Source organism: Pannonibacter sp. SL95 (genome assembly GCF_026672425.1).
In the GTDB taxonomy this organism is placed as follows: Bacteria; Pseudomonadota; Alphaproteobacteria; order Rhizobiales; family Stappiaceae; genus Pannonibacter.
The window spans coordinates 1,495,160-1,520,575 of sequence record NZ_JAPPRC010000003.1; the positions used below are offsets into that span (position 1 = coordinate 1,495,160).

The following is a 25,416-nucleotide window of genomic DNA, read 5'->3' on the forward strand; positions in this document are numbered from 1 at the left end:
TCCCCCATTATCGGACAGCAACCTTCCGGAGCACGGCATGGCATCGGCTGCCGAACAACTTGCGGCAAATCTCAATTTCTCGGCCTTCGCAAAGGCTGAAGAACTCAAGAAGCGCATCTGGTTCACACTGGGGGCGCTTTTGGTTTATCGGCTTGGCACTTACATTCCGCTGCCAGGCATCAACCCGGATGCCTTTGCCCAGGCCTTCAGCCAGGCCCAGTCCGGCATCATCGGCATGTTCAACATGTTCGCCGGCGGTGCCGTCGAGCGCATGGCCATCTTCGCCCTCGGCATCATGCCGTACATCTCCGCCTCCATCATCATGCAGCTGATGACGACGGTTGTTCCGTCGCTCGAAGCCATGAAGAAGGAAGGCGAGCAGGGGCGCAAGACGATCAACCAGTACACCCGGTTCGGAACCGTGCTTCTCGCCATCGTCCAGGCCTATGGCATTGCCGTCGGTCTCGAAGGCGCGTCGAATGTGGTGACCGAGCCCGGCATGTTCTTCCGCATTTCCGCGGTGATCACGCTGACCGGTGGCACCATGTTCCTGATGTGGCTGGGTGAGCAGATCACTTCGCGCGGCATCGGCAACGGCATTTCGCTGATCATCTTCGCCGGCATTGTCGCAGGTCTGCCGTCGGCCATCGTGTCGACGCTGGAACTTGGCCGTCAGGGTGCACTTGCAACCTGGATCATCCTCATGGTGATCGTGCTTGCGGTGGCCGTCATTGCCCTGATCGTGTTCATGGAACGGGCGCAGCGCCGTCTGCTGATCCAGTATCCCAAGCGCACGGTTGGCAACAAGATGTTCGAGGGCAACACCTCGTTCCTGCCGCTGAAGCTGAACACTGCTGGTGTCATCCCGCCGATCTTTGCATCGTCGCTGCTGCTGGTGCCCGCCACAATTGCCGGTTTCTCGGCTGGTTCGGGCAACGAATGGCTGACCACGATCACCGCGCTGCTTGGCCACGGCCAGCCGCTGTACATGCTGCTCTATGCAGCCATGATCGTGTTCTTCTGCTTCTTCTACACCGCAATCGTGTTCAATCCGACGGAAACGGCGGACAACCTGAAGCGGCACGGTGGCTTCGTTCCGGGCATTCGTCCGGGCGAGCGGACGGCTCAGTACATTGACTATGTCCTGACGCGTGTCACCGTGGTTGGTGCGATCTACATCACTCTCGTCTGTCTCTTACCCGAATTCCTAATTTCCGCGACTGGCGTTCCGTTCTATTTCGGTGGAACCTCGCTGCTGATCGTCGTGAGCGTCACGATGGACACTGTTTCCCAGATCCAGGGTCATCTGCTTGCGCATCAGTATGAAGGTCTTGTGAAAAAAGCGAAGTTGAGGGGGAAGCGGAGATGAGGCTCATTCTGGTCGGACCTCCGGGCGCAGGGAAGGGGACGCAGGCGACTCGCCTTGTTGCGAAGCACGGCATTCCTCAACTGTCGACCGGCGACATGCTCCGGGCGGCGGTTGCCGCCGGCACCGCGATTGGTCTGAAGGCCAAGGCGGTGATGGATGCCGGTGGTCTGGTTTCGGATGACATTGTTGTCGGCATCATCCGCGAGCGGATCGCCGAGCCGGACGCCCAGAAGGGTTTCATCCTGGACGGTTTTCCGCGGACGCTTGCCCAGGCAGAGGCTCTGCAGGACATGCTGGCCGAGAACGGCATCGGTCTTGATGCCGTGATCGAACTGCGCGTTGACCAGTCGAAGCTGGTCTCGCGGATCATCAACCGCGCCGCCGAGACCAAGGCGGCCGGTTTGCCGGTGCGCAAGGATGATGATCCGGAGGTGTTCAAGCAGCGGCTCGAAGCCTACAACCGCGACACAGCCGTGGTCATTCCGTTCTACGAGAAGAATGGCCTCCTGACAGTGATCGATGGCATGCAGCCGATTGATACCGTAACGGATGCAATCGCTGGCGTTCTTTCCAAGCTTGACGAAAGCGTTGAGACTCGCTAAAGAGCGCGCTCTAATCCAGAAGATTATGTGCCGGTTCCGGGTTGCCCGGGGTCGGCACATTCTGTGCTGGTCCCAACCGGCAACTTAAGCTCCCGCAAGGGCCGGGCTCCACCGGACGCGGGGAATACCAACCAGGCGGCCAAATGGCTGCCAAACATGGAGACGATCGTGGCACGTATTGCTGGCGTCAACATTCCGACGAACAAGCGCGTTGTCATCGCGCTTCAGTACATTCACGGCATTGGCCCGAAGTTCGCGCAGGAAATCATCGAGAAGGTGAACATCGCTGCCGAGCGTCGCGTCAACCAGCTGACTGACGCCGAAGTTCTCGCCATCCGCGAGACCATTGACCGCGATTACCTCGTGGAAGGCGACCTGCGTCGCGAAACCGCGATGAACATCAAGCGCCTCATGGACCTTGGCTGCTACCGCGGCCTGCGTCATCGCCGTGGCCTCCCGGTCCGCGGTCAGCGCACCCATACGAACGCCCGGACCCGCAAGGGCCCTGCGAAGCCGATCGCCGGCAAGAAGAAGTAATCCGGCGTATCAGCTGGTGGAGCCGCCGGAACTACGGCGGTGTCGAGATCGAAAGTAAGGATAGACTATGGCTAAGGACACGACGCGCGTGCGTCGCCGCGAACGCAAGAACATCTCTTCTGGCGTCGCACACGTGAACTCCACGTTCAACAACACCATGATCACCATCACCGATGCCCAGGGCAATGCGATCTCCTGGTCGTCCGCCGGCGCGCTCGGCTTCAAGGGTTCGCGCAAGTCGACCCCGTATGCCGCGCAGGTTGCCGCCGAAGACGCCGCTCGCAAGGCTGCCGAGCACGGCATGCGCACCCTGGAAGTTGAAGTCCGTGGTCCGGGTTCGGGCCGTGAGTCCGCGCTTCGTGCCCTTCAGGCTGCCGGTTTCCTGATCACGTCCATCCGCGACGTGACGCCGATCCCGCACAACGGCTGCCGTCCGCGCAAGCGTCGTCGCGTCTGAGACCTCTCGTCTTGGACATTGGTTTCCTCCAATGGCGAAGAATGGCCGGCTGAGGCCGGCGGGACAGCCGAAGGGGCAAGAACGTGACCATTCAGAAGAACTGGCAAGAGCTGATCAAGCCGACCAAGCTGGAGGTGAAGCCGGGTGACAACCCGCGTTTCGTCGCCACCGTGATCGCAGAACCTCTGGAGCGTGGCTATGGCCTGACGCTGGGCAACGCCCTGCGCCGGATCCTTTTGTCCTCGCTGCAGGGTGCTGCCGTCACCGCGGTGCAAATCGATGGCGTGCTGCATGAGTTCTCGTCCATTCCGGGCGTGCGCGAAGATGTGACGGACCTCGTCCTGAACATCAAGGAAATCGCAATCAGCATGCATGGCGAAGGCCCCAAGCGCATGGTTGTGCGCAAGCAGGGTCCTGGCCTCGTGACCGCTGGCGATATCCAGACCGTTGGTGATGTCGAGGTGCTCAACCCGGACCTCGTGCTCTGCACGCTGGACGAGGGCGCCGAGATCCGCATGGAGTTCACCGTCAACACGGGCAAGGGCTACGTGGCCGCCGACCGGAACCGTCCGGAAGACGCGCCGATCGGCCTTATCCCGGTCGACAGCCTGTACTCGCCGGTCAAGAAAGTGTCCTACAAGGTGGAGAACACCCGTGAAGGCCAGGTTCTTGACTACGACAAGCTGACGCTGACGGTTGAGACCGATGGCTCGGTCAAGCCGGATGATGCTGTGGCCTATGCCGCGCGCATCCTGCAGGACCAGCTCTCGATTTTCGTCAACTTCGAGGAGCCGAAGCGCGAAGTGGCCGAGGACACTGTCCCCGAGCTGGCCTTCAACCCGGCGCTGCTCAAGAAGGTGGACGAGCTCGAGCTGTCCGTTCGTTCGGCAAACTGCCTGAAGAACGACAACATCGTCTACATCGGCGACCTCATCCAGAAGACCGAAGCAGAGATGCTGCGCACTCCGAACTTTGGTCGCAAGTCGCTTAACGAGATCAAGGAAGTTCTCGCCCAGATGGGTCTCCACCTGGGTATGGACGTGCCGAACTGGCCGCCGGAGAACATCGAAGATCTCGCCAAGCGTTACGAAGATCATCAGTACTGAGGGCGCAAGCGCCCCGGTCAAGGTTCACCCAGGCGCGTCGCTGTGAGCGCCGCCTGAAGTCTAAAGTCAAAAGGAGAGGGCCATGCGCCACGGGAAATCCGGCCGCAAGCTCGGCCGCACATCGAGCCACCGCAACGCGATGTTTGCCAACATGGCAGCGTCGCTGATCGAACACGAGGCAATCATCACCACCCTGCCGAAGGCAAAGGAGATGAAGCCGATCATGGACAAGTTGGTCACCCTCGGCAAGCGTGGCGACCTGCACGCCCGCCGTCAGGCGATCTCGCAGATCCGTGACGTCGCAATGGTTCGCAAGCTGTTTGACACGCTGGCGACCCGCTACAAGGAGCGCAACGGCGGTTACACCCGCGTCGTCAAGGCGGGCTTCCGCTATGGCGACAGCGCCCCGATGGCCGTGATCGAGCTGGTTGATCGTGACCAGTCCGCACGTGGTGCTTCGGACCGCGCTCGCGTTGCTGCCGAGCAGGCTGCTGAAAACGCTGCGTAATATTTGAAGAGCGACTGTTCTTCCGGAAAAGGCGGGCTTCGGCCCGCCTTTTTTATTTGGCCACTGAGGTAGTTAAGGGGTGGTCTGCTCAAAAGTGTGACGGCTTGTTATCGCGTTGTTAAGCGTCATCGAACCATGCTCTGCGTCAATAATCAGAGCGGGATTTGGTATTCATGACTGCCTCTTCAAGCATGCCACAACGATCGAACCGTCTTCTCCGGCTTTCGGTCATTATTCCTTCACTGACGGTTGGACTGGTGTTTGCTGCCTGCACGGCGGTGGGGGTCATCGGTTACGTCAGCGGCCGTGATGGCCTTGAGAAGGCGGCCAAGTCCGAGCTCGAGCTGGTGGTCAACGGGCGGCAGGCGCTGCTCAACGCCAAGCTGGCCAACATCGAGGCCGACCTGACCAACGCCGCTACCAGTGCCGGCGCGGCGTTGCTGATGAAGGATCTTGCGGGAACGCGCGTGAATATCGAGAGCGATATGCCCGCGATCCGGGAATACTATCAGCCGGCCGGAATGGGTGCTGCTGATCGCGCGGCGCGCGTCGGGACCGACAACAAGACGATGTATTCCTGGCGGCACAGCGAACTGCATTCGGCTTTCATGAATACCTGGAAGCTTGGCGGCTATGGCGACATCTATGGCGTGCTGCCAGATGGCTATGTGCTCTATTCGGTCACGAAGGGACAGGACTTCCTCACCTCGGTGACCGACCCGGCGATGGCCTCAACCGGATTGGCCGAGGCGTTCAGCAATGCTGCGAACAAGCCTGCAGGCACGCAGGTTGCAACTGGTTTCGCGCCCTATGCCGTTGCCGGCGGCGCGCCATCGTTCTTCGTCGCACAGCCGGTCGTGATCGAGACCTTCGGCGAAAAGAAGTTCATGGGCGTGATGGCCCTGCGCGTCGGTGCCGAACTGATTGACGGGATCCTGGCGGACCGGGACGGCATGGGCGATACCGGGCAGAGCTATCTGGTCGGGGAGGGCGGGACGGTCCTATCGAACATGCCGCTGGCAAACCAGCCGACGGCGCTGGTAGCCACCGCAAAGTCGGCGCCGATCCTGCAGGCCCTGTCGGGTGTAGCCGGGAGCGGCGAGGTTGCAGGGGACGACGGTGTCACCCGCTTCTTGGTTGCACGTCCGCTGACCTTCATGGGCAAGACATACGCCGTTGTCGCCGAGAAGACGCTGGACGAGGCGATGGCATCTGTCACCGCGATGCGTGACCAGATGATCCTGTGGACGCTGATCACACTGGCCGGGGCGGCCGTTGTCGCGTTGGTCTTTGCCCGCAGCATCACCCGTCCGTTGACCATCCTGGTCAGGGCACTCGAGTCGATTGCCGCCGGCAATCTGACGACCGATATTGCTGCCGCCCGTCGTGGCGACGAGATCGGAGAGATCGGCCGGGCCGTTGTCGCCATCCGCGAGAATGCGGCTGCCGAGCAGGAGCGCCGGACCCACGAGGAAGGCGAGCGCGGCCGCAACATTGGGCGTCAGCGCAAGGAAATGCTGGCAAATCTTGCCCGTGACTTCGAGGCGACGGTTGGCAAGGTCGTGGAGTCCGTGTCGCAGTCGGCCCACACGCTACAGAATGCAGCCAATGACGTGCAGCAGATGACCGCTGTCGCTGGCGACAGCGCGTCGCGCGCGGCGGACATGTCCAGCCAGGCGATGAACGAGGTGCAGTCGATTGCCTCTGCGTCTGACCAGCTGTCGGGCTCCATCCGCCAGATCAGCGAACTCATTCATCGCTCTTCCTCGGTGGCACAGACGGCAACCGTGCGTGCGCAGGCAACCAACGCCACCGTCCGGTCGCTGGCCGAGGCCGCGAACCGGATCGGTGAGGTGGTGACGCTGATTTCCGACATCGCCGACCAGACCAACCTGCTGGCGCTCAATGCGACCATCGAGGCCGCTCGCGCCGGTGAGGCCGGTCGTGGCTTTGCCGTCGTGGCCTCCGAGGTCAAGGAACTGGCATCGCAGACCGGCAAGGCGACCGGCGAGATCCAGCAGCAGATCGATGCGATCCGCTCCGCCACCGAAGATGCCGTTGCCGCGATTGGCGATATTCAAGAGACGATCAACGAGATCACCGTCTCTGTGACGGAAGTGTCGTCGGCGGTCGAGGAGCAGAGCGCGGCAACGCAGGGCATTGCCGCTAACACCCAGCGCGCTGCGCGGGGGACGGCGGAGGTCTCCTCCAACATCCGCCGCGTCAATGAAGTCACGGATCGCACGGGCGCTGCCGCCAGCGGGTTCGTCGCCTCGGCGGGCGAACTGTCGCAGCAGGCCAGTCATCTTGACCAGGAGGTCCGCGCGTTCCTGGCACAGGTTCGCTCGGCCTGAGGCGGCTCTGCTGCCCTTGGCATTGCGCCCGAGCATTCCTATCTGGCATGTATCGAATCCGGCCTTCTGGGCCGGATTCGTCGTTCTGGAAGGAGTGAACCAATGGGTCTGTCCGCACCGCTCGCGACCGGTCTGAAACATCTGGCGCGCCTGGCCGCGGCCTGTGGAACACTGGCGCTGCTGGCCACGGTGCCGGTTCCGACTGCGCAGGTGCAGGAACGGGTCGTGCCAGCGTCGGAAGCGCAGATCACCTTGTCCTTCGCGCCGATCGTGAAGACGGTGGCTCCAGCGGTCGTCAACGTCTACGCCAGCCGCATGGTGCAGCAGCCGGTATCGCCCTTCCTCGATGATCCATTCTTCCGCCGGTTTTTCGGCGATCAGGTGCCGGGCGCCAACCGGCCGCGTCAGCGCATGGAATCCTCGCTTGGCTCCGGCGTGATCATTTCCGCCGATGGCGTCATCATCACCAACAACCACGTCATCAAGGATGCCGACGAAGTCCGGGTCGCCCTTGCAGACCGGCGTGAGTTCGATGCCGATATCATCCTGAAGGATGAGCGGACGGACCTGGCTGTCCTGCGCATCCGTGATGGCGGGGCAGACTTCCCGAATGTCGACTTTGCGGATTCAGATTCGCTGGCTGTCGGCGACATTGTGCTGGCCATCGGCAATCCCTTTGGCGTCGGGCAGACGGTGACCCAGGGCATCGTCTCGGCTCTGGCGCGCACCCGCGTCGGCATCACCGACTATCAGTTCTTCATCCAGACCGACGCTGCGATCAACCCGGGCAATTCCGGCGGCGCGCTGGTGGACATGCAGGGGCGTCTGGTCGGCATCAATACAGCCATCTTCTCGCGCGGGGGCGGTTCCAACGGCATCGGTTTTGCCATTCCGGCGAACATGGTGAAATTCGTCGCCAATTCGGCCGTCAATGCCGGCAAGATCGAGCGCCCTTGGCTGGGCGCGACAGTTCAGGTGGTCAGCGCCGAGATTGCCGAGGCGCTGGGGCTGGACCGGCCGCGCGGCGTGCTGGTGACACGGGTGTTTGCCGGCTCCCCGGCCGATGCGGCCGGTCTCAAGGTTGGTGACCTCATCACGGCCGTGGATGGCATCGAGGTGCTGGACCCGGATTCCTTCGGCTACCGGTTCGCCACCAAGGCCGTTGGCGGTGAGACCCGCTTTAGCCTGCGCCGCGCCGGCAAGGACAACGAGGTCAGCGTCGCGCTGAAGGTCGCACCCGAGACCACGCCGCGCGATGCAAGGTTGATCCGCAACTACTCGCCCTTTGAAGGCGCGACGGTGATGAACCTGTCTCCTGCTGTCGCCGAAGAGCTGGGACTTGAGGTGCTGGAGGAGGGGGTTGTCATCGCCGAGGTGGCGCAAGGCTCGCCGGCCGCGCAGGTCGGCCTCCAGGTGGGCGACATCATTCTCGTCATCAATGATGAGCAGATCGCCACCACCGCCATGCTGGACCGGGCCACCAGCCGCAAGCCGCGGCTGTGGCGGCTGGAAGTGAAGCGCGGCGGCGAGGTGTCCCGCATCGTCCTGCGCGGGTGAGCCATGAGTGACCTCTTCTCCGCCGCGTCCACGCCGCTCGGACCCCGGCCGCTTGCCGACCGGCTGCGGCCGCAGCGGCTGGAGGATGTGGTGGGGCAGGACCATCTGCTTGGCCCCGATGGCACGCTCTCGCGCATGCTGCGGACCCGCACGCTTGGCTCGCTGATCTTCTGGGGCCCTCCTGGAACCGGCAAGACGACAATTGCCCGGCTGCTTGCGGACGCAACCGATCTCGGCTTCGAGCAGGTCTCGGCGATCTTTACCGGCGTGGCCGATCTGAAGAAGGTGTTCGAGAACGCCAGGGTCCGCCGCATGGCCGGGCGTGGCACCTTGTTGTTCGTCGACGAGATCCATCGGTTCAACCGGGCACAACAGGACAGCTTCCTGCCGGTGATGGAAGACGGAACCATCACGCTGATCGGGGCCACGACGGAAAACCCGTCCTTCGAGCTGAACGCGGCGCTGCTGTCACGGTCGCATGTGATGACGTTCCGGTCGCTGGACAGTGAGGCGATCGGCCGGCTGCTGGAGCGGGCGGAAGCGGAGGAGGGCCGTCCCTTGCCGCTGGATGCAGAGGCGCGCGCTGTGCTGATCCGCATGGCCGACGGGGACGGGCGGTCCTCGCTGACACTTGCCGAGGATGTCTGGCGCGCGGCGGAACCGGGCGAGGTGTTTGACGCGGCGCGGCTGCAGGAGATCGTCCAGCGCCGCGCACCGATCTACGACAAGAGCCAGGACGGCCACTACAATCTGATCTCGGCCCTGCACAAGTCCGTGCGCGGCTCGGATCCCGACGCGGCACTCTACTGGTACTGCCGCATGCTGGATGGCGGCGAGGACCCGCTTTATCTCGCCCGCCGGCTGATCCGCATGGCGGTGGAGGACATCGGTCTGGCCGATCCGCAGGCGCTGGTTCAGGCGAATGCGGCGCGCGATGCCTACCAGATGCTGGGTTCACCGGAGGGCGAACTCGCTCTCGCCCAGTGTGTCGTCTATCTGGCCACGGCGCCGAAGTCGAACGGGGTCTATGTCGCCTACAAGGCCGCGGTCCGTGCGGCAAAGGCGAATGGCTCGCTGCTGCCGCCCAAGCATATCCTCAATGCCCCGACCAAGCTGATGAAGAACGAAGGCTATGGCGAGGGCTATGCCTATGACCATGACGCGCCCGATGGCTTCTCGGGCCAGGACTATTTCCCCGAGAGCATGGGGCGGCAGACGTTCTACGATCCACCGGAGCGCGGCTTCGAACGCGAGATCCGCAAGCGGCTGGACTACTGGGCGCGGCTGCGCCGTGAACGCAGCCGCAGCGACCGCTCTTAGCAAAGCCGAAACGTCCCCTGTGGCTTGATGGGCTGGAGGAAGGCGCGCTGTCACACCGGTGCGACCTTGGGATGTTGGGGGCGGTCATGAAGCAGATCGAGATCCGGCTGGCGCTGGTGTTTTACGGCGGGGTTTCGCTGGCGATCTACATGCATGGCGTCAGCCGCGAGATCCTGAACCTGGTGAAAGCTTCAAGCTGTCACGGCGCGCGGGAGCCGCTGGATGTCGACGATGGCGCGAGCTGCTCGGTTCTCTCCCCGACCACGCGCGCCTATATTGCGCTGCTTCAGGCCTATGATCCGGACATCAATGTGCGCGTGGTGGTGGATGCCATCGCAGGCGCTTCCGCCGGAGGTGTCAATGGCGTGATGCTGGCGCGGGCGCTCGCCCATGACCTGCCGCTGGATGCGCACCGGGACCTCTGGCTGGAAAACGCCGACGTGACCCGGCTGGCGCAACCGCAGGACGGGCTGACCCGCATTCTCAAGAGTGGCATGTCGCCCGTCTTTGACCGGATGATCACATCCGGCCTCAAGGCCCAGATCAACAGCACCGAGACACGCGAGAAGCTGCGGCTCTTGACCCAGTCGCGCTGGTTCACCCCGCCGTTCTCCGGCGAGCGCTACATCGGCTGGATGCTGGATGCCTGCCGCGAGATGGACAAGAACTGGCGCCCGGGCGCGAGCCTTGTGCCGAATGGCCAGACATTGGAGCTTTTCGTCACGCTGACGGATTACTTCGGCCGCAGCCAGCGCATCCGCATCGATGAGCCCGTCTATATCGACGAGCGCGAACACCGGCGCATCCTCAAGTTTTCCTGCCATCACCGGACGCCCGGCGTGCTCGACAGCCAGTTCACCCCGGCCTATGCCCCCGCGCATGTGTTTGCGGCGCGGGCGACGTCGAGTTTTCCCGGTGCCTTCCCGCCGGCGACGGTGGGCGAGATGGACAAGGTGCTGGCCGAGCGCGGCGAGCGTTGGGAAACGCGGATGGCGTTTCTCACCGGCATTCTTGGCGGCACCGAAGATGACCTGTTGCGCCGCTCCTTCGTGGACGGCAGCGTGGTGATGAACAAGCCCTTTGCGCCGGTGATCGCCGCCATTGGCGAGCGGCCGGCGACGCGGGAAGTGGCGCGGCGGCTGGTCTATGTCGACCCGGTGCCCTCCGGGGCAGACCGCGGCAAGCTGCCGGATGGCGACAGTGTGCCGGGCTTCTTCCGCGTGATCCTGTCCTCGCTGGCGCATATCCCGCGCAATGAACCGATTGGCGATGATCTGAGGGCTATCGAGGCGCGCAACCGCCGCGCCCGCAGGCTGGCCGAAGTGATTGCCGATACCGAACCGATGGTCGAACGCGAAGTCGCGCGGATCCTGCCGGATGGCCGTGATGCACCGCTGACCATCGAGGAACTGACGCAGTGCCGCACGGCCGCCAACGAAGCCGCACACCGTCAGGCCGGTTACGCCTATCTCGGCTACCAGACATTGAAACTGCAGGCGCTGGCGGAGCGGATCTCGGGGCTGCTCGTTGCGCTTTCGGCAAGGGCGGGTGTCATCCTGCCCGAAGGCGATGTGCTGGACGCCATCCGCGATCTCCTGCGTGACGCTGCCCGCGATGACGGGCATGGCAACGGGAGATCGGGAGCGCCGTCCAAGACCCGCTCGGACCGCATCATTGCCTTCCTCAAGCAGCTGGATGTCGACTACCGGGTGCGGCGTCTGCGCTTTGTCGTGCGCAAGCTCAACAGCTTCTATCAGTCGCGCGCCCACGAAGTGACGACGCAGAAGCCGGATGATCTCGATGCCCTGAAACGCGAGCTCTATGAGCAGATCGACAAGCTGCAAAGCTGCTGGTCCGCAGAGACCTATCCGATGGCCATCGCCGAAGCGGCGGCGGAACTTGCCGTCGGCGGTGGACAGATCGACCCGTCGCAGATCGAAAGTGTGATCGACCAGGTCGGCAGGCACATGGGGCTCGTCCATCTCGACCGTCTGCATGACGACGTCTTTGCCGTGATGACCTACACCTATCTCATCCCGGTGCTGCGCCATGAACTGACCCGCGCCTATGTCGGCTTTGCCTTCTATGATCTGGTCACGCTGCCCGTGTTCCAGCGCAGCGACTTTTCCGAGGTGAACGAGACGCTGGTGGACCGGATCAGCCCGCGCGATGCCAGTTCCCTGCTGGACGATGGCTTCGTGCTCAAGGGCTCAGCGCTCAACACCTTTGGCGCGTTCTTCAACCGGTCCTGGCGCGAGCATGACTATCTGTGGGGGCGGCTGACGGCCGCTGATCGCCTTGTCGCGATTGTCCAGTCGTCGATTGCATCGAAGCGATTGCCGGAGGAGGTGGTGCGACGGCTGCGACGGCGCCTGTTCCTGGCGATCCTTGAGGAAGAAAAGCCCTTCCTCGGAGCCGATCCCGAGCTGATCCCGATGGTTGAGGCGTTGATCCTCAGCCGGCTCGGGCGCGATTGAGGGGCTGCACCACTTGCGTTCACCGCCTGCTGTGGCATTGAGATGCTGCCTGGCGAGGGAGCCGGCGGCGCGGTGAGTGAGGGCAGGGCGTGGACTATCTTCTGGTAATGCTGGGCGGAGCGCTTGGGGCTGGCCTCAGGCATGGCGTCAACACGCTGGCGCCGCGCCTGCTGGGCACAGGCTTTCCCTATGCGACGCTGACGGTCAATATCGTCGGCTCGCTGGTCATGGGGCTGTTTGTCGGCTGGCTGGCGAAGCAGAGCGGCGGTGTTCCAAGCGGGCTCCGGTTGTTCTTTGCCACGGGCGTGCTCGGCGGGTTCACGACATTCTCGGCCTTCTCCCTCGATGTCTCCGTTCTGTGGGAGCGCGGAGACACGGGGCTGGCGCTCGTCTATGTGGTGACCTCGGTGGTGATCTCGATCCTTGCGCTTTTTGCCGGGCTTGGCCTGGCTCGGGCCGTTGGCTGACGCTGCCGCCGAGGATTTCCTTTGCCAATTTGCTGAAGCCCGCTTATGAGGGGCATAACGACAAAAGGCTGTGGCAGACCACGGCCGGGCATGGCTTTTGAAGCGCCCGGCTGCGACACTCGCCACATCCGGGACTGAGGCAGGACTTTCGGCAGGGGCCGCAAGAGCCGCCCCGTCATGATGAGATCCATATGTCCGGCATCGAACTGAAAACCGTGTCCGCCGACGAGGCTGGCATGCGCCTCGACCGTTGGTTCAAGACCCACTTCCCGGGGCTTGGATTTGGTCATCTGCAGAAGCTCCTGCGCACCGGTCAGGTGCGCGTGGATGGCAAGCGCGCCGACAGCGCGACGCGCCTTGCCACCGGCCAGAGCGTGCGTGTGCCGCCGCTCGGCATCGAGCTGAAGGCCGATGACCGGATGAACGCCCGTCCCAAGTCCAGCAAGCTCATCGACGATGACCGCAAGGCCATCGAGGACATGATGCTGTTCGAGGACAGCATGGTGATGGTGCTGAACAAGCCGGTCGGCCTGGCCGTGCAGGGCGGCTCGGGCCTGAAGCGCCATCTTGATGGCATGCTCGATGCCTTCACCGACAGCAAGGGCAACAAGCCGCGTCTGGTGCATCGTCTCGACCGCGAGACTTCGGGCATCATCCTCGTCGCCAAGACGCGTCTGGCGGCGCAGGAGCTGACCAAGAACTTCCGCCATCGCAACACCCGCAAGATCTACTGGGCGATGCTGGCCGGCGTTCCCAAGCCGCGTCAGGGCCGCATCTCGACCTTCCTGGCACGCGACGAGAGCGAAGAGCGCATGAAGATCGCCCGCCATGGCGAGGACGAGGCGCAGCACGCCGTCTCGCTCTACAATGTGGTCGAGCAGTCGGCGCAGAAGCTCAGCTGGGTGACGATGAAGCCGGTGACGGGCCGCACGCACCAGCTGCGCGCCCATGCCGCGCATATCCATCATCCGATCATCGGGGATGACAAGTATTTCAACATCGAGAACTGGGAGCTGCCCGGCGGCATCCAGAACCGCCTGCATCTGCTGGCACGCCGGATCATCATCCCGCATCCCTCCGGCCACGGGAAGATCGACGTCTCGGCTCCCCTGCCGCCGCACATGCAGCAGACCTGGAACCTCCTTGGCTTTGACGTGGGCGACTACGTCGAGGAACAGGACGAAATCGACTGACCGGCCGCCCTGTGGCCGCAAGCTTGGATCGCAGGTGAATGTATCTCATCCTGTTTGATTGTGACGGCACGCTGGTGGACAGCCAGGAGACCATCCTGCACGGCCTTGAGGTCGGCTTTGCCGATGTGGGCCTGCCGATGCCGGGGCGGCGCGAGGCGCTGTCGATTGTCGGGCTGTCGCTGGAGCGGGCCTTCGCCCAGCTCGTCGGCCCGGAGCACCAGGACAAGGTCGGCCGGATGGCTGCCGCCTATCGGGCCTCCAAGCAGCAGCGGCGGGCGCAAGGGCTGGATTTCGATCCGCTCTATCCCGGTGCCCGCGAGGCTGTCGATCGCATCGGCCAGCGCGGGGACGTGCTGATGGGGCTTGCCACTGGCAAGGCACGCCGCGGCGTCGATCACATGCTGAAGGTCCATGACCTCGAAGGCCGTTTCATCACCATCCAGACCGCTGATACCAGCCCGTCCAAGCCGCATCCGGACATGATCCTGAGGGCCATGGGCGAGACCGGTGCGGGCAGGGACCGCACGGTGATGATCGGGGACACCAGTTTCGACATGCAGATGGCCCGGGCGGCGGGCGCGCATGCGGTCGGGGTGACATGGGGCTATCACGACGGCGCTGCGCTGGCAGCTGCGGGCGCCGATCTGGTCATTGATACGTTTGCCGAGCTTGAGGCAGCGCTGGCAGCGCGTCTCGGCTGGGCTCTGGAGAACAGCTGATGCGCGACATCTTCGAAGACCTCAACTCGGATCTTGCCAAGTACGACCCGGTCGAACGGGCCAAGGAACTGGCGCGCCGCGAACTGCCGAAGCGCTTCTACCAGAGTGTCGGCATTACCGAGACCGAGGGCGGGCATGCAGTGACCCTCGACGGGCGCCAGGTGAAGACGCCAGCCAAGAAGCTGCTGGCCCTGCCCAACAAGGCGCTTGCCGAGGCGGTAGCGGCGGAATGGGACGCTCAGGAGAGCGTCATCAACCCCGGTCTCATGCCGTTGACGCGCATCGCCAATGCGGCAATCGATGCCGTCGGCCAGCGTTTTGCCGAGGTGGCGGACGAGATCGCCCGCTATGCCGGCAATGACGCCCTGTGCTACCGCGCCGAAGACCCGGCGCGCCTGGCCGAGCGTCAGCGCCTCACCTGGGATCCGCTGCTGGAGGCAGCGGCCGCAGAGCTTGGCGCGCGGTTCCGCCTTGGGGCAGGCGTCATGCATGTCGGTCAGGACGAGGCCCTGGTTGCAGCCTATCGCAAGGCGCTGGACGGCTTCAGCCCGCTCCAGCTCGCGGCCCTGCATACGGTGACCTCGATCACCGGCTCGGCGGTTATTGCCCTATTGCTGGCACGTGGCGCGCACGAGGCCGAGGCGCTGTGGTCCGCGGCGCATGTCGACGAGGACTGGAATGCCGAACTTTGGGGCGAAGACGCGGAAGCAAAACGCATCCGCGCCTACAAGCGCAAGGAATATGACGCGGCAGCGCTGATCTTGACCTCCAGCCCCCAGTAGAGCTGCTTTCCGGCAGGTCGCTGCTTGAATGCTTAGGCCCGGGCCGTGGACCTGCCAAGAAAACGCCGGCGCAGGATCTGGCACAGGACCGTCGCCGAGACATAGAGGCCGACGCCAAACGCGAAATGCGTACAAAGGTTTCGAATGCGTGCCCCCATCGGATCTGGCGACAGGCTTGATGCGATGCCAAACCCCATGCTTGGCTGCATCAGGAAGAACGGCGCGATGATCGTCGAGATGCCGAAGATCAGCGCCGGCAAGAGAGTTGGCCGACGAACCCAGTCCAGCCCCATGACAGCCAGAAACAGGCCGGCGAACAGAATGCCGACCATGTAGTGACCCAGCCAGCCGATGATTACCTCGTTGGCGAACTCAGGGGCCTGCATGATCGTTGAATGCTGGAACGTGCCGTCGGCCAGATGGGCAAACCATCGTCCGAGGATGGCGTTGCTTGCCCCGCGCATGCCAAGGAATGTGCCGCTGAACAGAATCCATAGATCGAGAACCAAGGTGGCTCCTATTCCGACAAACAGCGAATAGAGAACATAATCCCTGTATTTGGTCATAACTGATCCCTCACGATCCAAACTTACATGCTCTTGCGCCAGACCAACCGGGATCGCAGCGGTTGGTGCGAGGCTGATCTATGCTGCGCTTCGGCTGGCGTGCTCGTGCCGGTGCCGGAATGCCTGCATGTCCGTTTCAGGTTGGCGCCGGAAGCAGATTGAATCCAAAGATGTCCAGCATTGGCAGCGTGACCGTCTGCGCTGGAAAAGGGGTTAGCTTCGTCTGCTTGAAAGCTCTGACCGCGATGCTCGGACCAGGCAGTCAATGGCAACGCGCATGCCATCGGAGCGCCTGACCGGGCGTTCGATGCGGCTGGCCTTCTCGATCGACAGTGTGCCGGCGAGAATTCCGGCAACGTCATCGGCGGTGTAGAGTACCTCTGGATCCTGAGGGCCGCCTGTGCCGTGGCGCAGATTGTCGCTGTCGTGTCCGACCAACAGCAGAGTGCCCTCAGGCGCGACGGCGCGCGCCGCGGTCCTCAACACTTGCCGAAGTTCCTCCATAGGTACCTGCAAGTAGAAAATGATGACGAGGTCGAAACCGTTTTCGCGCGGAATGAAGTTAAGCAGATCAGAGGTTTCTGTCGTCAGTTGCCGGGAAACGCCGCGCTGCGCGGCCAGCTTCGCCGCCTTTTCTAAGGCGACCTCCGAGAAGTCGACCGCATGGACTTGCCAGCCCTGTTCGCAAAGCCAAACGGCGTTGCGCCCTTCACCGGCCGCAAGGTCCAGCGCGACACCGGGTGTCATCCCTATCAATTCCAGCTTGAGGGACGTGTTCGCTTCTTCGGTCCAGATAAACTCACTGGTGGCGTAACGACGGTTCCAGTCGTCCCGCTGCATAGGAATGAACATGCTTGTCTCCTCGCTGACCTGGCACGACCTGTCGAACTAGGGCAGCTTAGAGGCAGGCAAGGACTGCGGGGAACAGGCGCGAAATGCATTCAAATGCTGCATTTCGCGCAGGCGTCAGCTCTGGTCACCAGAAATGGACATACCGCGACCGGTTTTGTTGGTGCCAAGTTCAGATCTCGAATTCCTCGATCTCCGTGAAGGCCTTGCGCAGGGCGTTGGACCAGGCGGAGGACAAGGTCTGGAAATACGGATCATCCTTGTGGATGCGCTTCTGCCGCTTCAGCGTGTAGCTGTCGGTGTTGTAGAGCAGCAGATCGATCGGCATGCCAACAGAGAGATTCGACCGGAGGGTCGAATCGAAGGACAGCAGCACCAGCTTGGCAGCCTCGCCCAGGCGCATGTCCGAGCGGGTGACACGGTCGAGGATCGGCTTGCCGTATTTGTGCTCGCCGATCTGGAAGAACGGCGTGTCCTTCGTTGCCTCGATGAAGTTGCCGGCCGAATAGATCTGGAACAGGCGCGGCTCCTCGCCCTTGATCTGGCCGCCGAAGATCATCGTGACGAAGAAGCTCTCGGCATTGGCCGCCAAAGCCTCGCCATCAATGGCGCGCACGTCACGCACCGACTGGCCAACCAGCCGGGCTGCCTGGAACATGGTCTCCACGGTCATCAGGTTGACCGGGTTCTGGGTCGGTGCAGCGATCTGTTCCGACAGGATCGACACGACAGACTGCGAGACTGCAAGGTTGCCAGCGGTCATCAGCGAGAAGACGCGCTCGCCCGGCAGTTCCCAGGTGTGCAGTTTCTTGAAGCAGGCGATGTTGTCCACGCCCGCGTTGGTGCGGGTGTCGGCGGCAAAGACGAGCCCCCGATCCAGTTTCAATCCGACGCAATAGGTCACGTGTCGTCTGCCTCTGATAGCGGCGGCCACTCAGGCGCGGCTATTGCTGCTGTTGCTGTCCCTCGGCGCGCAGGACGTCGACCTCGACGCGCAGGTTCTCCTCGGTGCCACCAAACCGGATGCCGCGGATCGGAGAAGCGGAACGCGAGTCCAGCCCAACCGTCAAGCGGATATAGCGATCCGTCGGGCACAAGCCGTTGGAGATGTCGAAACCGACCCAGCCAAGCCCCTCGAGCCACGCCTCGGCCCAGGCGTGATGGGCCTCAGATTCCTGCTCGGCCTCCAGATGCAGATAGCCGGATGTGTAGCGGGCCGGGACACCTGCGGCGCGGGCGGCGGCAATGAAGATATGCGCATGGTCCTGGCAGACGCCTTCGCCGGTGGCGAGCGCCTCCTGGGCGGAGGCATGTGTCTCCGTCACGCCAATTCGGTAACCGACCTTGTCGCGGATGGCGTGCATCAGCGCGTGGCAGCCGGCAATCTGATCTGCAGGGGTGATCAGCTGCGCGAGCTTGCGGATCGCCTGGTTTGCCTCGGTGAGCTGGGTGACGCGGGTGAAGACGCGGACGGGTGCCTCGGCGACCTCCTGTCCGATCACCCCTGCGAGATCTGCCGTTTCCACTTCGCCGGTGGCGGTGATCTCGACCTCCTCGATCGGCAGGCTGGAGGAGATCATGTGCACCAGATTGCCGAACGCATCGTGATAGGCCGTGGCGCGCTCGATGCCGGGGGCATTGATGGACCAGGACAGGATCCGCTGGCCCGGTCCATGCGGCGGCGTCAGGCGCAGCTGCTGCATGGCGTTGGCGAGCGGCGTGTCATAGCGGTAGCGCGTTGTGTGGCGAACAGTGAGGCGCATGGTCGTTTATCCTCGGTCCGTCTGGGAAGACGTCTCAGGCGCAATTTCAGGCGAAGTTGTAGTCACGCGCGAGCCGGTCAGCGAAAGCGTTGTTGCGCAAGGTGAAATCGGTCAGAAACTCATGCAGACCGCTCTCGAAGATGTCTTTCATCGATCCGCCGCGCAGCTGTTCGTGGATGACGGCTGCCTGTGCCGCGCTGGGCATCTCGTCGCCGTAGAAGGCGGTGAGATCGGCCATTGTACCATTGATCCAGTCGTAGCAATGGGCGAGCGAGCGCGGCATTTCCCGGCGCAGGATGAGGAAGTCTGCCACATTCACGCCCTTGATGCGCGGGTCGGGATAGGCAAAGCGATAGCTTCTGAGGCCCGACATGACGCGCAGGATCGACGTCCACTGGTGATGATGCGCGTTGCCGCCCACGTCGGTGTCCGGCAGGAAGATCCAGTAGCGCGTGTCCAGAACCCGAGCCGTGTGGTCGGCGCGCTCGACGAAATGACCGAGCTGCGAGAAGTAATAGCCGTCATCGCGCAGGATCGTTCCCAGCAGCGCGCCGCGGAACAGCAGCGTCCGCTGGCCGATCCAGGCCAGAAACTCCGGCAGCCGGTCCTGGCTGACCGTTTGTGGCTTCACGTCGGCAAACTCGATCCAGGTGGTGTTGATCGCCTCCCACATGTCCGAGGTGATGCCGGTGCGGACCGAGCGGGCATTGTTGCGCGCGGTCTCGAGGCCGGAATGGATCGAGGAGGGGTTGCGCTTGTCGAACAGCATGAACTGAACGACGCCGCGCTGGGTGATCTCGCCGATCTTTTCCTTGTAGGCGGCCTCGCAACCGGCACCGGCGAGCACCGACCGCCAGTCGCCGGCAGGATCGGTGCCGAGGTGCGGCAGCATGGCCGTGCGCCAGGCTGCTTCCAGCAGCTTGGCAGTGTTGTGCGCGCGCTCCTGATAGCGCGACATCCAGAACAGGGAGGAGGCGGTACGGCCAAGCATGCGATCAGTCCTCCAGAACCCAGGTATCCTTGGTGCCGCCACCCTGGCTGGAATTGACCACCAGGGAGCCATTCTTCAGCGCCACGCGGGTCAATCCTCCCGGCGTGATGCGCACCTGATCGCCGATCAGCACGAAGGGGCGCAAATCGACATGGCGCGGGGCAACGCCCGAGGCCACATGCGTCGGGCAGGCCGAGAGTGCCAGCGTCGGCTGGGCGATGTAGTTGGTCGGATTGGCCTTGAGGATCTCGCGGAAGGCGGCGATTTCCCGTTTCGAGGCGGTCGGTCCGATCAGCATGCCGTAGCCGCCCGAGCCATGCACCTCCTTGACGACGATGTCGGCCAGGTTGTCGAGCACATAGGCAAGGTCGTCGGGCCGTGAGCAGTTCCAGGTCGGCACGTTGTTCAGGATCGGCTTTTGCCCGGTGTAGAACTCGATGATGTCCGGGACATAGGCGTAGATCGCCTTGTCGTCGGCAATGCCGGTGCCCGGCGCATTGCAGATCGTCACCGTGCCGGCGCGATAGGCGTCGAACAGGCCCGGCACGCCCAGCATCGAATCCGGCCGGAAGGTGAGGGGATCCAGGAACGCATCGTCGATGCGGCGGTAGATGACATCCACCTGCTTCGGCTTGCGCGTGGTGCGCATCCAGACCTTGCCATTGTCGACAAAGAGGTCACGGCCCTCGACCAGCTCTACACCCATCTGGTCGGCGAGGAAGGCGTGCTCGAAATAGGCCGAGTTGTAGATGCCGGGCGTCAGGATGCAGATGGTCGGATCCCCGTTCGCCCCCTCCGGCGCAACGCTCTCCAGCGTCTGGCGCAAAAGTTCCGGGTAGTGCTCGATGGGCGCCACCCGGTGCATCTGGAAGAGGTCCGGGAACATCCGCATCATCGTTTCGCGGTTCTCCAGCATGTAGGAGACGCCGGAGGGCGTGCGGGTGTTATCCTCCAGAACATAAAAGTCATTCTCGCCGACGCGAACGAGATCAGTGCCAATGATATGAGAATAGACGCGCCGGGCCGGGGTGAAGCCGACCATCTCGGGCAGGAAGGCTGCGTTCTGGATGATCAGGTCGGCGGGGATGCGGCCGGCGCGGATGATCTCCTGGCGGTGGTAGATGTCATGCAGGAAGGCGTTGAGCGCGCGCACGCGCTGGTCGATGCCGGCCGAAAGACGCCGCCACTCGCCAGCCGAGAGGATGCGCGGGATCGGGTCAAAGGGAATGAGCCGTTCGGTCGCTGCCTGCGCGCCATAGACGGCGAAGGTGATGCCGAGGCGGCGGAAGATGGTTTCGGCCTCGCGGTTCTTGCGCGACAGGAAGCCTTTCGGCTGCTTGTCCAGCCAGTCTGCAAGCCGGGCATAGGCCGGGCGGACCGTGCCATCCAGTCCCAGCATTTCGTTGAACACCACCCGTTCTGCGGCCATGTTCTCCCCCGTCGTCGTTTGCCGATCATTTAGGCAAGCATGGCAAATGCCATCAGACTGCAAAAGCGCAATCTTCCGGCTTGGCTGCCTTACCTTTAGGCACATTGTCGGGCTTGCTTGGCTGTCCATCACCCGGTAGGAGCCCGGCGTCCATCTTTGTGCTGACTTTCCGGGCTTTGCGCGCTCATGATAGACCGATGGCAAAGCACGTCATGCCAAAGGGGCACACCATGAAGGAAATCCTGGCCGAACTGGAACACCGGCGCGAAACCGCGCGGCTCGGCGGCGGATTGAAGCGCATCGACGCCCAGCACGCGCGGGGCAAGCTGACGGCACGCGAGCGCATCGACATTTTCCTCGACGAAGGGTCGTTCGAGGAATTCGACATGTTCAAGCAGCACCGCTGCACCGACTTCGGCATGGACGAGGCGCATATCCCGGGGGACGGCGTCGTCACGGGCTGGGGCACGGTCAATGGCCGTGTTGTCTATGTCTTTTCCAAGGATTTCACGGTCTTTGGCGGATCGCTGTCCGAAACCCATGCCCAAAAAATCATCAAGATCCAGGACATGGCGCTGCAGAACCGGGCTCCGATCATCGGGCTGTTCGACGCTGGCGGCGCGCGCATCCAGGAAGGCGTTGCCGCGCTGGCCGGCTATGGCGAGGTGTTCCAGCGCAACGTGATCGCCTCGGGTGTGATCCCGCAGATCTCGCTGATCATGGGCCCCTGCGCCGGCGGCGATGTCTATTCGCCCGCGATGACCGACTTCATCTTCATGGTGCGCGACACGTCCTACATGTTCGTGACCGGGCCGGATGTGGTGAAGACCGTGACCAATGAAACGGTGACGGCCGAGGAATTGGGCGGGGCAAGCGTCCACACCACCAAGTCCTCCATCGCCGATGGCGGCTTCGACAATGATGTCGAGGCGCTTCTGGAGATGCGCCGCCTCATCGACTTCCTGCCGATGAACAACGCGGCCGATGTGCCGGAAGTCGATTGCCACGACGATCCCTCGCGGCTCGATCTCAGCCTCGACACGCTGATTCCGAACAATCCGAACAAGCCCTATGACATGAAGGAACTGGTGCTGAAGACCGTCGACGAGAGCGACTTCTTCGAGATCCAGGCCGGATTTGCCAAGAACATCATCACTGGCTTCGGCCGCATCGAGGGCCGGACGGTGGGCATCATTGCCAACCAGCCGATGGTGCTTGCGGGTGTGCTGGACAGTGACGCCAGCCGCAAGGCCGCGCGGTTCGTGCGCTTCTGCGACTGTTTCAACATACCGATCGTCACCTTCGTCGACGTTCCGGGCTTCCTGCCGGGCACGGCGCAGGAATATGGCGGGTTGATCAAGCATGGCGCCAAGCTGCTGTTTGCCTATGCCGAAGCGACCGTTCCGAAAGTCACCGTCATCACCCGCAAGGCCTATGGCGGGGCCTATGACGTGATGAGCTCCAAGCACATCGGCGGCGACATCAACTACGCCTGGCCGACGGCCGAGATTGCGGTGATGGGGGCCAAGGGCGCAGTCGAGATCCTGTACCGCTCGGAACTGGCCGACAAGGACAAGATCGCCAAGCGGACCAAGGACTACGAGACCCGCTTCGCCAATCCCTTCGTTGCAGCCGAGCGCGGCTACATTGACGAGGTGATCATGCCGCATTCGACCCGCAAGCGCGTCTCCCGCGCGCTGGCACTGCTGCGTGCCAAGAAAGTGGCAATGCCGCTGAAGAAGCACGACAACATCCCGCTCTGAGCGGCAAAGCCGGGCAGGGCGCTTCACGACGCTGAATGAAAAAGGGCGGATCCGGGGATCCGCCCTTTTTTATGTCTGCACGCGTCTGACAGGCCGTCAGGCGGCCTTGACGGAGGTCTCGGACACGAAGGCTTCGATGGCTTTCTGCAGCACGCTTGCGCGCTGGTTGAGGGTCTGGGCCTCGTCCTGCAGCTTGTCGGCGAGACGGCTGTTGTCCTGGGTCATCGACCCGACCTGGTTGACCGACTGGGTCAGGGTGTCGGTGTTGTGGGTCGAGACCTGGGCGGCACGGGCGATTTCGCCGGTTGCCTCTTCCTGCTGGGCGATCGAGAAGGCGAGATCTTCGACGAAGCCCTGCATTTCGGTCAGGATGCCGTTGATTGAGTTGATCGACGAGACGGAGCTGGTGGTCGAGCTCTGGATCGCCTCGATCTGGGTGCGGATGTCGTCGGTTGCCCGGGCGGTCTGGTTGGCGAGCGTCTTCACTTCGGCTGCCACAACCGCGAAGCCCTTGCCGGATTCGCCGGCGCGGGCGGCCTCGATGGTGGCGTTGAGGGCCAGGAGATTGGTCTGTTCGGCAATGTCCTGGATGAGGCCGATGACGGTGCCGATGCTCTCGGCCATCTTGTCGAGCCGCTCCATATTGGTGCTTGCCTCGGACGAGACTGAACTTGCAGCGCCGATGCGGGTCTTCACATGGGTGATGCGCGAGGTGATCTCGGACAGGGACGAGGTCAGCTCGGTGGTCGCAGACGCCACGGTCTGGGCGGCGGAGCCAGCCTCGGACGTTGCCACCAGCGAGCGGCGGGACTGTTCATCCGTTGCGCTGGCCGAGTGCTTGAGCTGGCCAGAGATGCCCTGAAGATCCTTCACCGAGCCTGACAGATCGCCAAAGATGCCGGCGACGCGTTCATTGAAGGACATGGCGATGTTGCGCCGTTCGGCTGCGATGCGCTGATTGACGGCGGCGGCCTCTTCGGCCTGACGGCCTTCCATCGCCCGCTTTTCGATCAGGGACTGGCGGAAGCTTTCGAGGGCGGTCGCCATGTCCCCGATCTCGTCGCTGCGCCCCAGTGCAGAGATCTGCGTATCAATAGCACCGCCGGCGATGGCGGTCATGTCGTTGCCCAGCCGGTTCATGCTGCGCAGCATGGCGAAGTAGACGAGGGCGACCAGGCCGAACAGCGTTGCCAGGGTGACGGCAATCGAGATGTCGAGGATCAGATTGGCCATTTTGTTTTCGGCCTGGCCCTCGTCGATCGCAGAACTGGTGCGCTCTTCCATCAGCTGGTAGAACTTGTCGACCGGCTTCATGATGTTGGACTTAAAGGTGTGGTACTGCGCACTGTGCAGCATCTTGATCGGCTTGGCCGGATCGTCGGTCGCGATCGGCTTGCCGTCCTTGTCGAGACCCTTGATGTAGTTCATGGCCTCAACTTCCAGCGCCACGAGGCCATCGGAGTTTTTCTTGGCTTCGTCGAGCAGCGCCATTTCGGCTTCCGTGAAGCCTGCGGCAATCATCCGGTCCTGCAGTGATTGGGTCGATCCGTCGGCGCGCGGCTTGGCGTTGCCGGCCGCGACAAAGTCCCAATAGATGCGATGGTAGTCCTGAGGCGTCGGCTTCTTGCCGTTGCGGATGTCGAGGATCGCGTTGTACTGCGCCTCAAATTGCGCGTCACCTGTCACCACATAAGTCCGGGCAAGGCGTGTCAGGTCATCCGAGCTCTGGCGCAGTTCATCGGCCAGCAAGTATGACTGATACTTGCTCTCGATTGCCTCTCCCAGGTGATGGTTGGCGTGTGCGGACTGCTGCAGTGCAAACACGAGGCCGGCGCCCGATACTGCGGAGATGCCTGCTGCCACAAGTATGAGTGTAGAAATTCGCATTACAATTCCCCCGAGTGGCCGATTATGCCGTAAGGGAATTTTGCAGCGCCCCTGTAAATGAGCGGTTAAATTTCGAAAATTTGCATCTTTTCTAGGTTAAGTGACATATACTCTTGATTGTATTTTCAAGCAGTGCATTTACTCAAATGATTAACCAGTCCAGATTTGAAATTTTGCTGTGTGATTTTGCATATTTTCATGATTTGATTTGGGGTTGTTTCGGTCTGATCGTGCTTAACGAGCAGGGGGCAAAGTCTCCGGGTTGTTGCGGCGCGGAACTTGCTTTATCCGAATAAATATCGATGCCGCGTCATCTTTAATCGTCGAAAAACCTGTTTCCGCGGCCGAACAGCGGTTCTTTGCATTGAAACCCGACCTGACACTGCGCGCTGTCGCGTGTCTGCTGATAGGCTGGCACGGCATCTTCCCAGCTGTCGCAGTAGGCACGGCTGGTGACAAAGCGGTCATAGGTGTTCCGTCCAGTGGTGAAGACCACAGCGCCATTGCGGATGAGGGTTTGCTGCGCCTCCTTGCAGCTCATCTGCCTGAGATCCGGTCTCGCCTGGGCAAGGGGAGTAAGGGCGAGGAAGGCCAGCGCGGCAGCGAAAATGCGAAAAGGCGAACGTGCTGTTGCGATGTGCATGGGGCGCTCCACTGCGGGACGTGTGCTTGTGCGGCTGCCGGACGGGCTGGGCTACACCCGGACTTTCACCCTAACGT

General features: G+C 62.7%; 23 protein-coding genes. 15 read left to right on the plus strand and 8 right to left on the minus strand.

Annotated features, from left to right (window positions below; translation table 11 throughout):
• Positions 1-37 precede the first annotated feature (37 nt).
• The 14 genes from secY (at position 38) to OVA12_RS07770 (ending at position 15,448) form a co-directional block, all read left to right on the plus strand.
• The gene (gene secY / locus OVA12_RS07705) at positions 38-1,369 is read left to right on the plus strand and encodes a preprotein translocase subunit SecY (protein WP_268135986.1); all 1,332 of its coding nucleotides are present in this window, start codon (positions 38-40) and stop codon (positions 1,367-1,369) included.
• Positions 1,366-1,971 (plus strand): adenylate kinase, encoded by a 606-nt coding sequence (locus OVA12_RS07710; RefSeq protein WP_268135988.1) that lies wholly within the window; start codon positions 1,366-1,368, stop codon positions 1,969-1,971. The genes secY and OVA12_RS07710 overlap by 4 nt, the downstream gene beginning before the upstream one ends.
• A 168-nt stretch (positions 1,972-2,139) precedes the next feature.
• Positions 2,140-2,508, plus strand: a complete 369-nt coding sequence (rpsM, locus tag OVA12_RS07715; protein ID WP_268135990.1) for a 30S ribosomal protein S13 — start codon at positions 2,140-2,142, stop codon at positions 2,506-2,508.
• A 67-nt stretch (positions 2,509-2,575) separates the two neighbouring features.
• Positions 2,576-2,965, plus strand: a complete 390-nt coding sequence (gene rpsK, locus OVA12_RS07720) for a 30S ribosomal protein S11 (RefSeq protein ID WP_161675675.1) — start codon at positions 2,576-2,578, stop codon at positions 2,963-2,965.
• Between the two features lie 83 nt (positions 2,966-3,048).
• Positions 3,049-4,071, plus strand: coding sequence for a DNA-directed RNA polymerase subunit alpha (locus tag OVA12_RS07725; protein WP_268135992.1), 1,023 nt, complete (start codon positions 3,049-3,051; stop codon positions 4,069-4,071).
• An 82-nt stretch (positions 4,072-4,153) separates the two neighbouring features.
• Positions 4,154-4,579, plus strand: coding sequence for a 50S ribosomal protein L17 (gene rplQ / locus OVA12_RS07730; protein ID WP_268135993.1), 426 nt, complete (start codon positions 4,154-4,156; stop codon positions 4,577-4,579).
• A 173-nt stretch (positions 4,580-4,752) separates the two neighbouring features.
• Positions 4,753-6,933, plus strand: coding sequence for a methyl-accepting chemotaxis protein (locus OVA12_RS07735; protein WP_268135995.1), 2,181 nt, complete (start codon positions 4,753-4,755; stop codon positions 6,931-6,933).
• A gap of 102 nt (positions 6,934-7,035) precedes the next feature.
• On the plus strand, positions 7,036-8,490 hold the full coding sequence (locus OVA12_RS07740; protein ID WP_268135996.1) for a DegQ family serine endoprotease: 1,455 nt from the start codon (positions 7,036-7,038) through the stop codon (positions 8,488-8,490).
• A 3-nt stretch (positions 8,491-8,493) separates the two neighbouring features.
• Positions 8,494-9,810, plus strand: coding sequence for a replication-associated recombination protein A (locus OVA12_RS07745; protein WP_268135998.1), 1,317 nt, complete (start codon positions 8,494-8,496; stop codon positions 9,808-9,810).
• Positions 9,811-9,896: 86 nt separating this feature from the next.
• Positions 9,897-12,287 (plus strand): patatin-like protein, encoded by a 2,391-nt coding sequence (locus OVA12_RS07750; RefSeq protein WP_268136000.1) that lies wholly within the window; start codon positions 9,897-9,899, stop codon positions 12,285-12,287.
• A gap of 89 nt (positions 12,288-12,376) precedes the next feature.
• Positions 12,377-12,754 carry a fluoride efflux transporter CrcB gene (gene crcB, locus OVA12_RS07755; protein ID WP_268136002.1) on the plus strand — a complete coding sequence of 126 codons (378 nt, stop codon included), beginning with the start codon at positions 12,377-12,379 and terminating at the stop codon, positions 12,752-12,754.
• Positions 12,755-12,945: 191 nt separating this feature from the next.
• Positions 12,946-13,947, plus strand: a complete 1,002-nt coding sequence (locus tag OVA12_RS07760; RefSeq protein WP_268136004.1) for an RluA family pseudouridine synthase — start codon at positions 12,946-12,948, stop codon at positions 13,945-13,947.
• 38 nt (positions 13,948-13,985) lie between these two features.
• Positions 13,986-14,666 (plus strand): HAD-IA family hydrolase, encoded by a 681-nt coding sequence (locus tag OVA12_RS07765; RefSeq protein ID WP_268136006.1) that lies wholly within the window; start codon positions 13,986-13,988, stop codon positions 14,664-14,666.
• The gene (locus OVA12_RS07770) at positions 14,666-15,448 is read left to right on the plus strand and encodes an ATP12 family chaperone protein (protein WP_268136008.1); all 783 of its coding nucleotides are present in this window, start codon (positions 14,666-14,668) and stop codon (positions 15,446-15,448) included. The genes OVA12_RS07765 and OVA12_RS07770 overlap by 1 nt, the downstream gene beginning before the upstream one ends.
• Before the next feature lie 32 nt (positions 15,449-15,480).
• Here OVA12_RS07770 and OVA12_RS07775 read toward each other — a convergent pair whose 3' ends face one another.
• The 6 genes from OVA12_RS07775 to OVA12_RS07800 form a co-directional block, all read right to left on the minus strand.
• The gene (locus tag OVA12_RS07775; RefSeq protein ID WP_268136010.1) at positions 15,481-16,014 is read right to left on the minus strand and encodes a DUF2938 domain-containing protein; all 534 of its coding nucleotides are present in this window, start codon (positions 16,012-16,014) and stop codon (positions 15,481-15,483) included.
• A gap of 213 nt (positions 16,015-16,227) precedes the next feature.
• Entirely contained in the window at positions 16,228-16,866 is a 639-nt protein-coding gene (locus OVA12_RS07780; RefSeq protein ID WP_268136012.1) for a class I SAM-dependent methyltransferase, read from the minus strand.
• Between the two features lie 169 nt (positions 16,867-17,035).
• Positions 17,036-17,767 carry a proteasome-type protease gene (locus OVA12_RS07785; protein ID WP_268136013.1) on the minus strand — a complete coding sequence of 244 codons (732 nt, stop codon included), beginning with the start codon at positions 17,765-17,767 and terminating at the stop codon, positions 17,036-17,038.
• 40 nt (positions 17,768-17,807) lie between these two features.
• Positions 17,808-18,626, minus strand: a complete 819-nt coding sequence (locus OVA12_RS07790; protein WP_268136015.1) for a transglutaminase family protein — start codon at positions 18,624-18,626, stop codon at positions 17,808-17,810.
• 46 nt (positions 18,627-18,672) lie between these two features.
• Entirely contained in the window at positions 18,673-19,617 is a 945-nt protein-coding gene (locus tag OVA12_RS07795; protein ID WP_268136017.1) for an alpha-E domain-containing protein, read from the minus strand.
• 4 nt (positions 19,618-19,621) lie between these two features.
• Positions 19,622-21,046, minus strand: coding sequence for a circularly permuted type 2 ATP-grasp protein (locus OVA12_RS07800; protein WP_268136019.1), 1,425 nt, complete (start codon positions 21,044-21,046; stop codon positions 19,622-19,624).
• A 230-nt stretch (positions 21,047-21,276) separates the two neighbouring features.
• Here OVA12_RS07800 and OVA12_RS07805 point away from each other — a divergent pair, with 230 nt between their 5' ends.
• Complete coding sequence (locus OVA12_RS07805; RefSeq protein WP_268137047.1) at positions 21,277-22,809, plus strand: acyl-CoA carboxylase subunit beta; 1,533 nt, start codon at positions 21,277-21,279, stop codon at positions 22,807-22,809.
• A gap of 96 nt (positions 22,810-22,905) precedes the next feature.
• On the opposite strand, the gene OVA12_RS07810 is transcribed toward OVA12_RS07805, so the two are convergent.
• On the minus strand, positions 22,906-24,696 hold the full coding sequence (locus OVA12_RS07810; protein ID WP_268136021.1) for a methyl-accepting chemotaxis protein: 1,791 nt from the start codon (positions 24,694-24,696) through the stop codon (positions 22,906-22,908).
• A 316-nt stretch (positions 24,697-25,012) separates the two neighbouring features.
• A complete protein-coding gene (locus OVA12_RS07815; protein WP_268136023.1) occupies positions 25,013-25,351 on the minus strand; it encodes a hypothetical protein in 339 nt (112 codons plus the stop codon).
• Positions 25,352-25,416: the final 65 nt, after the last annotated feature.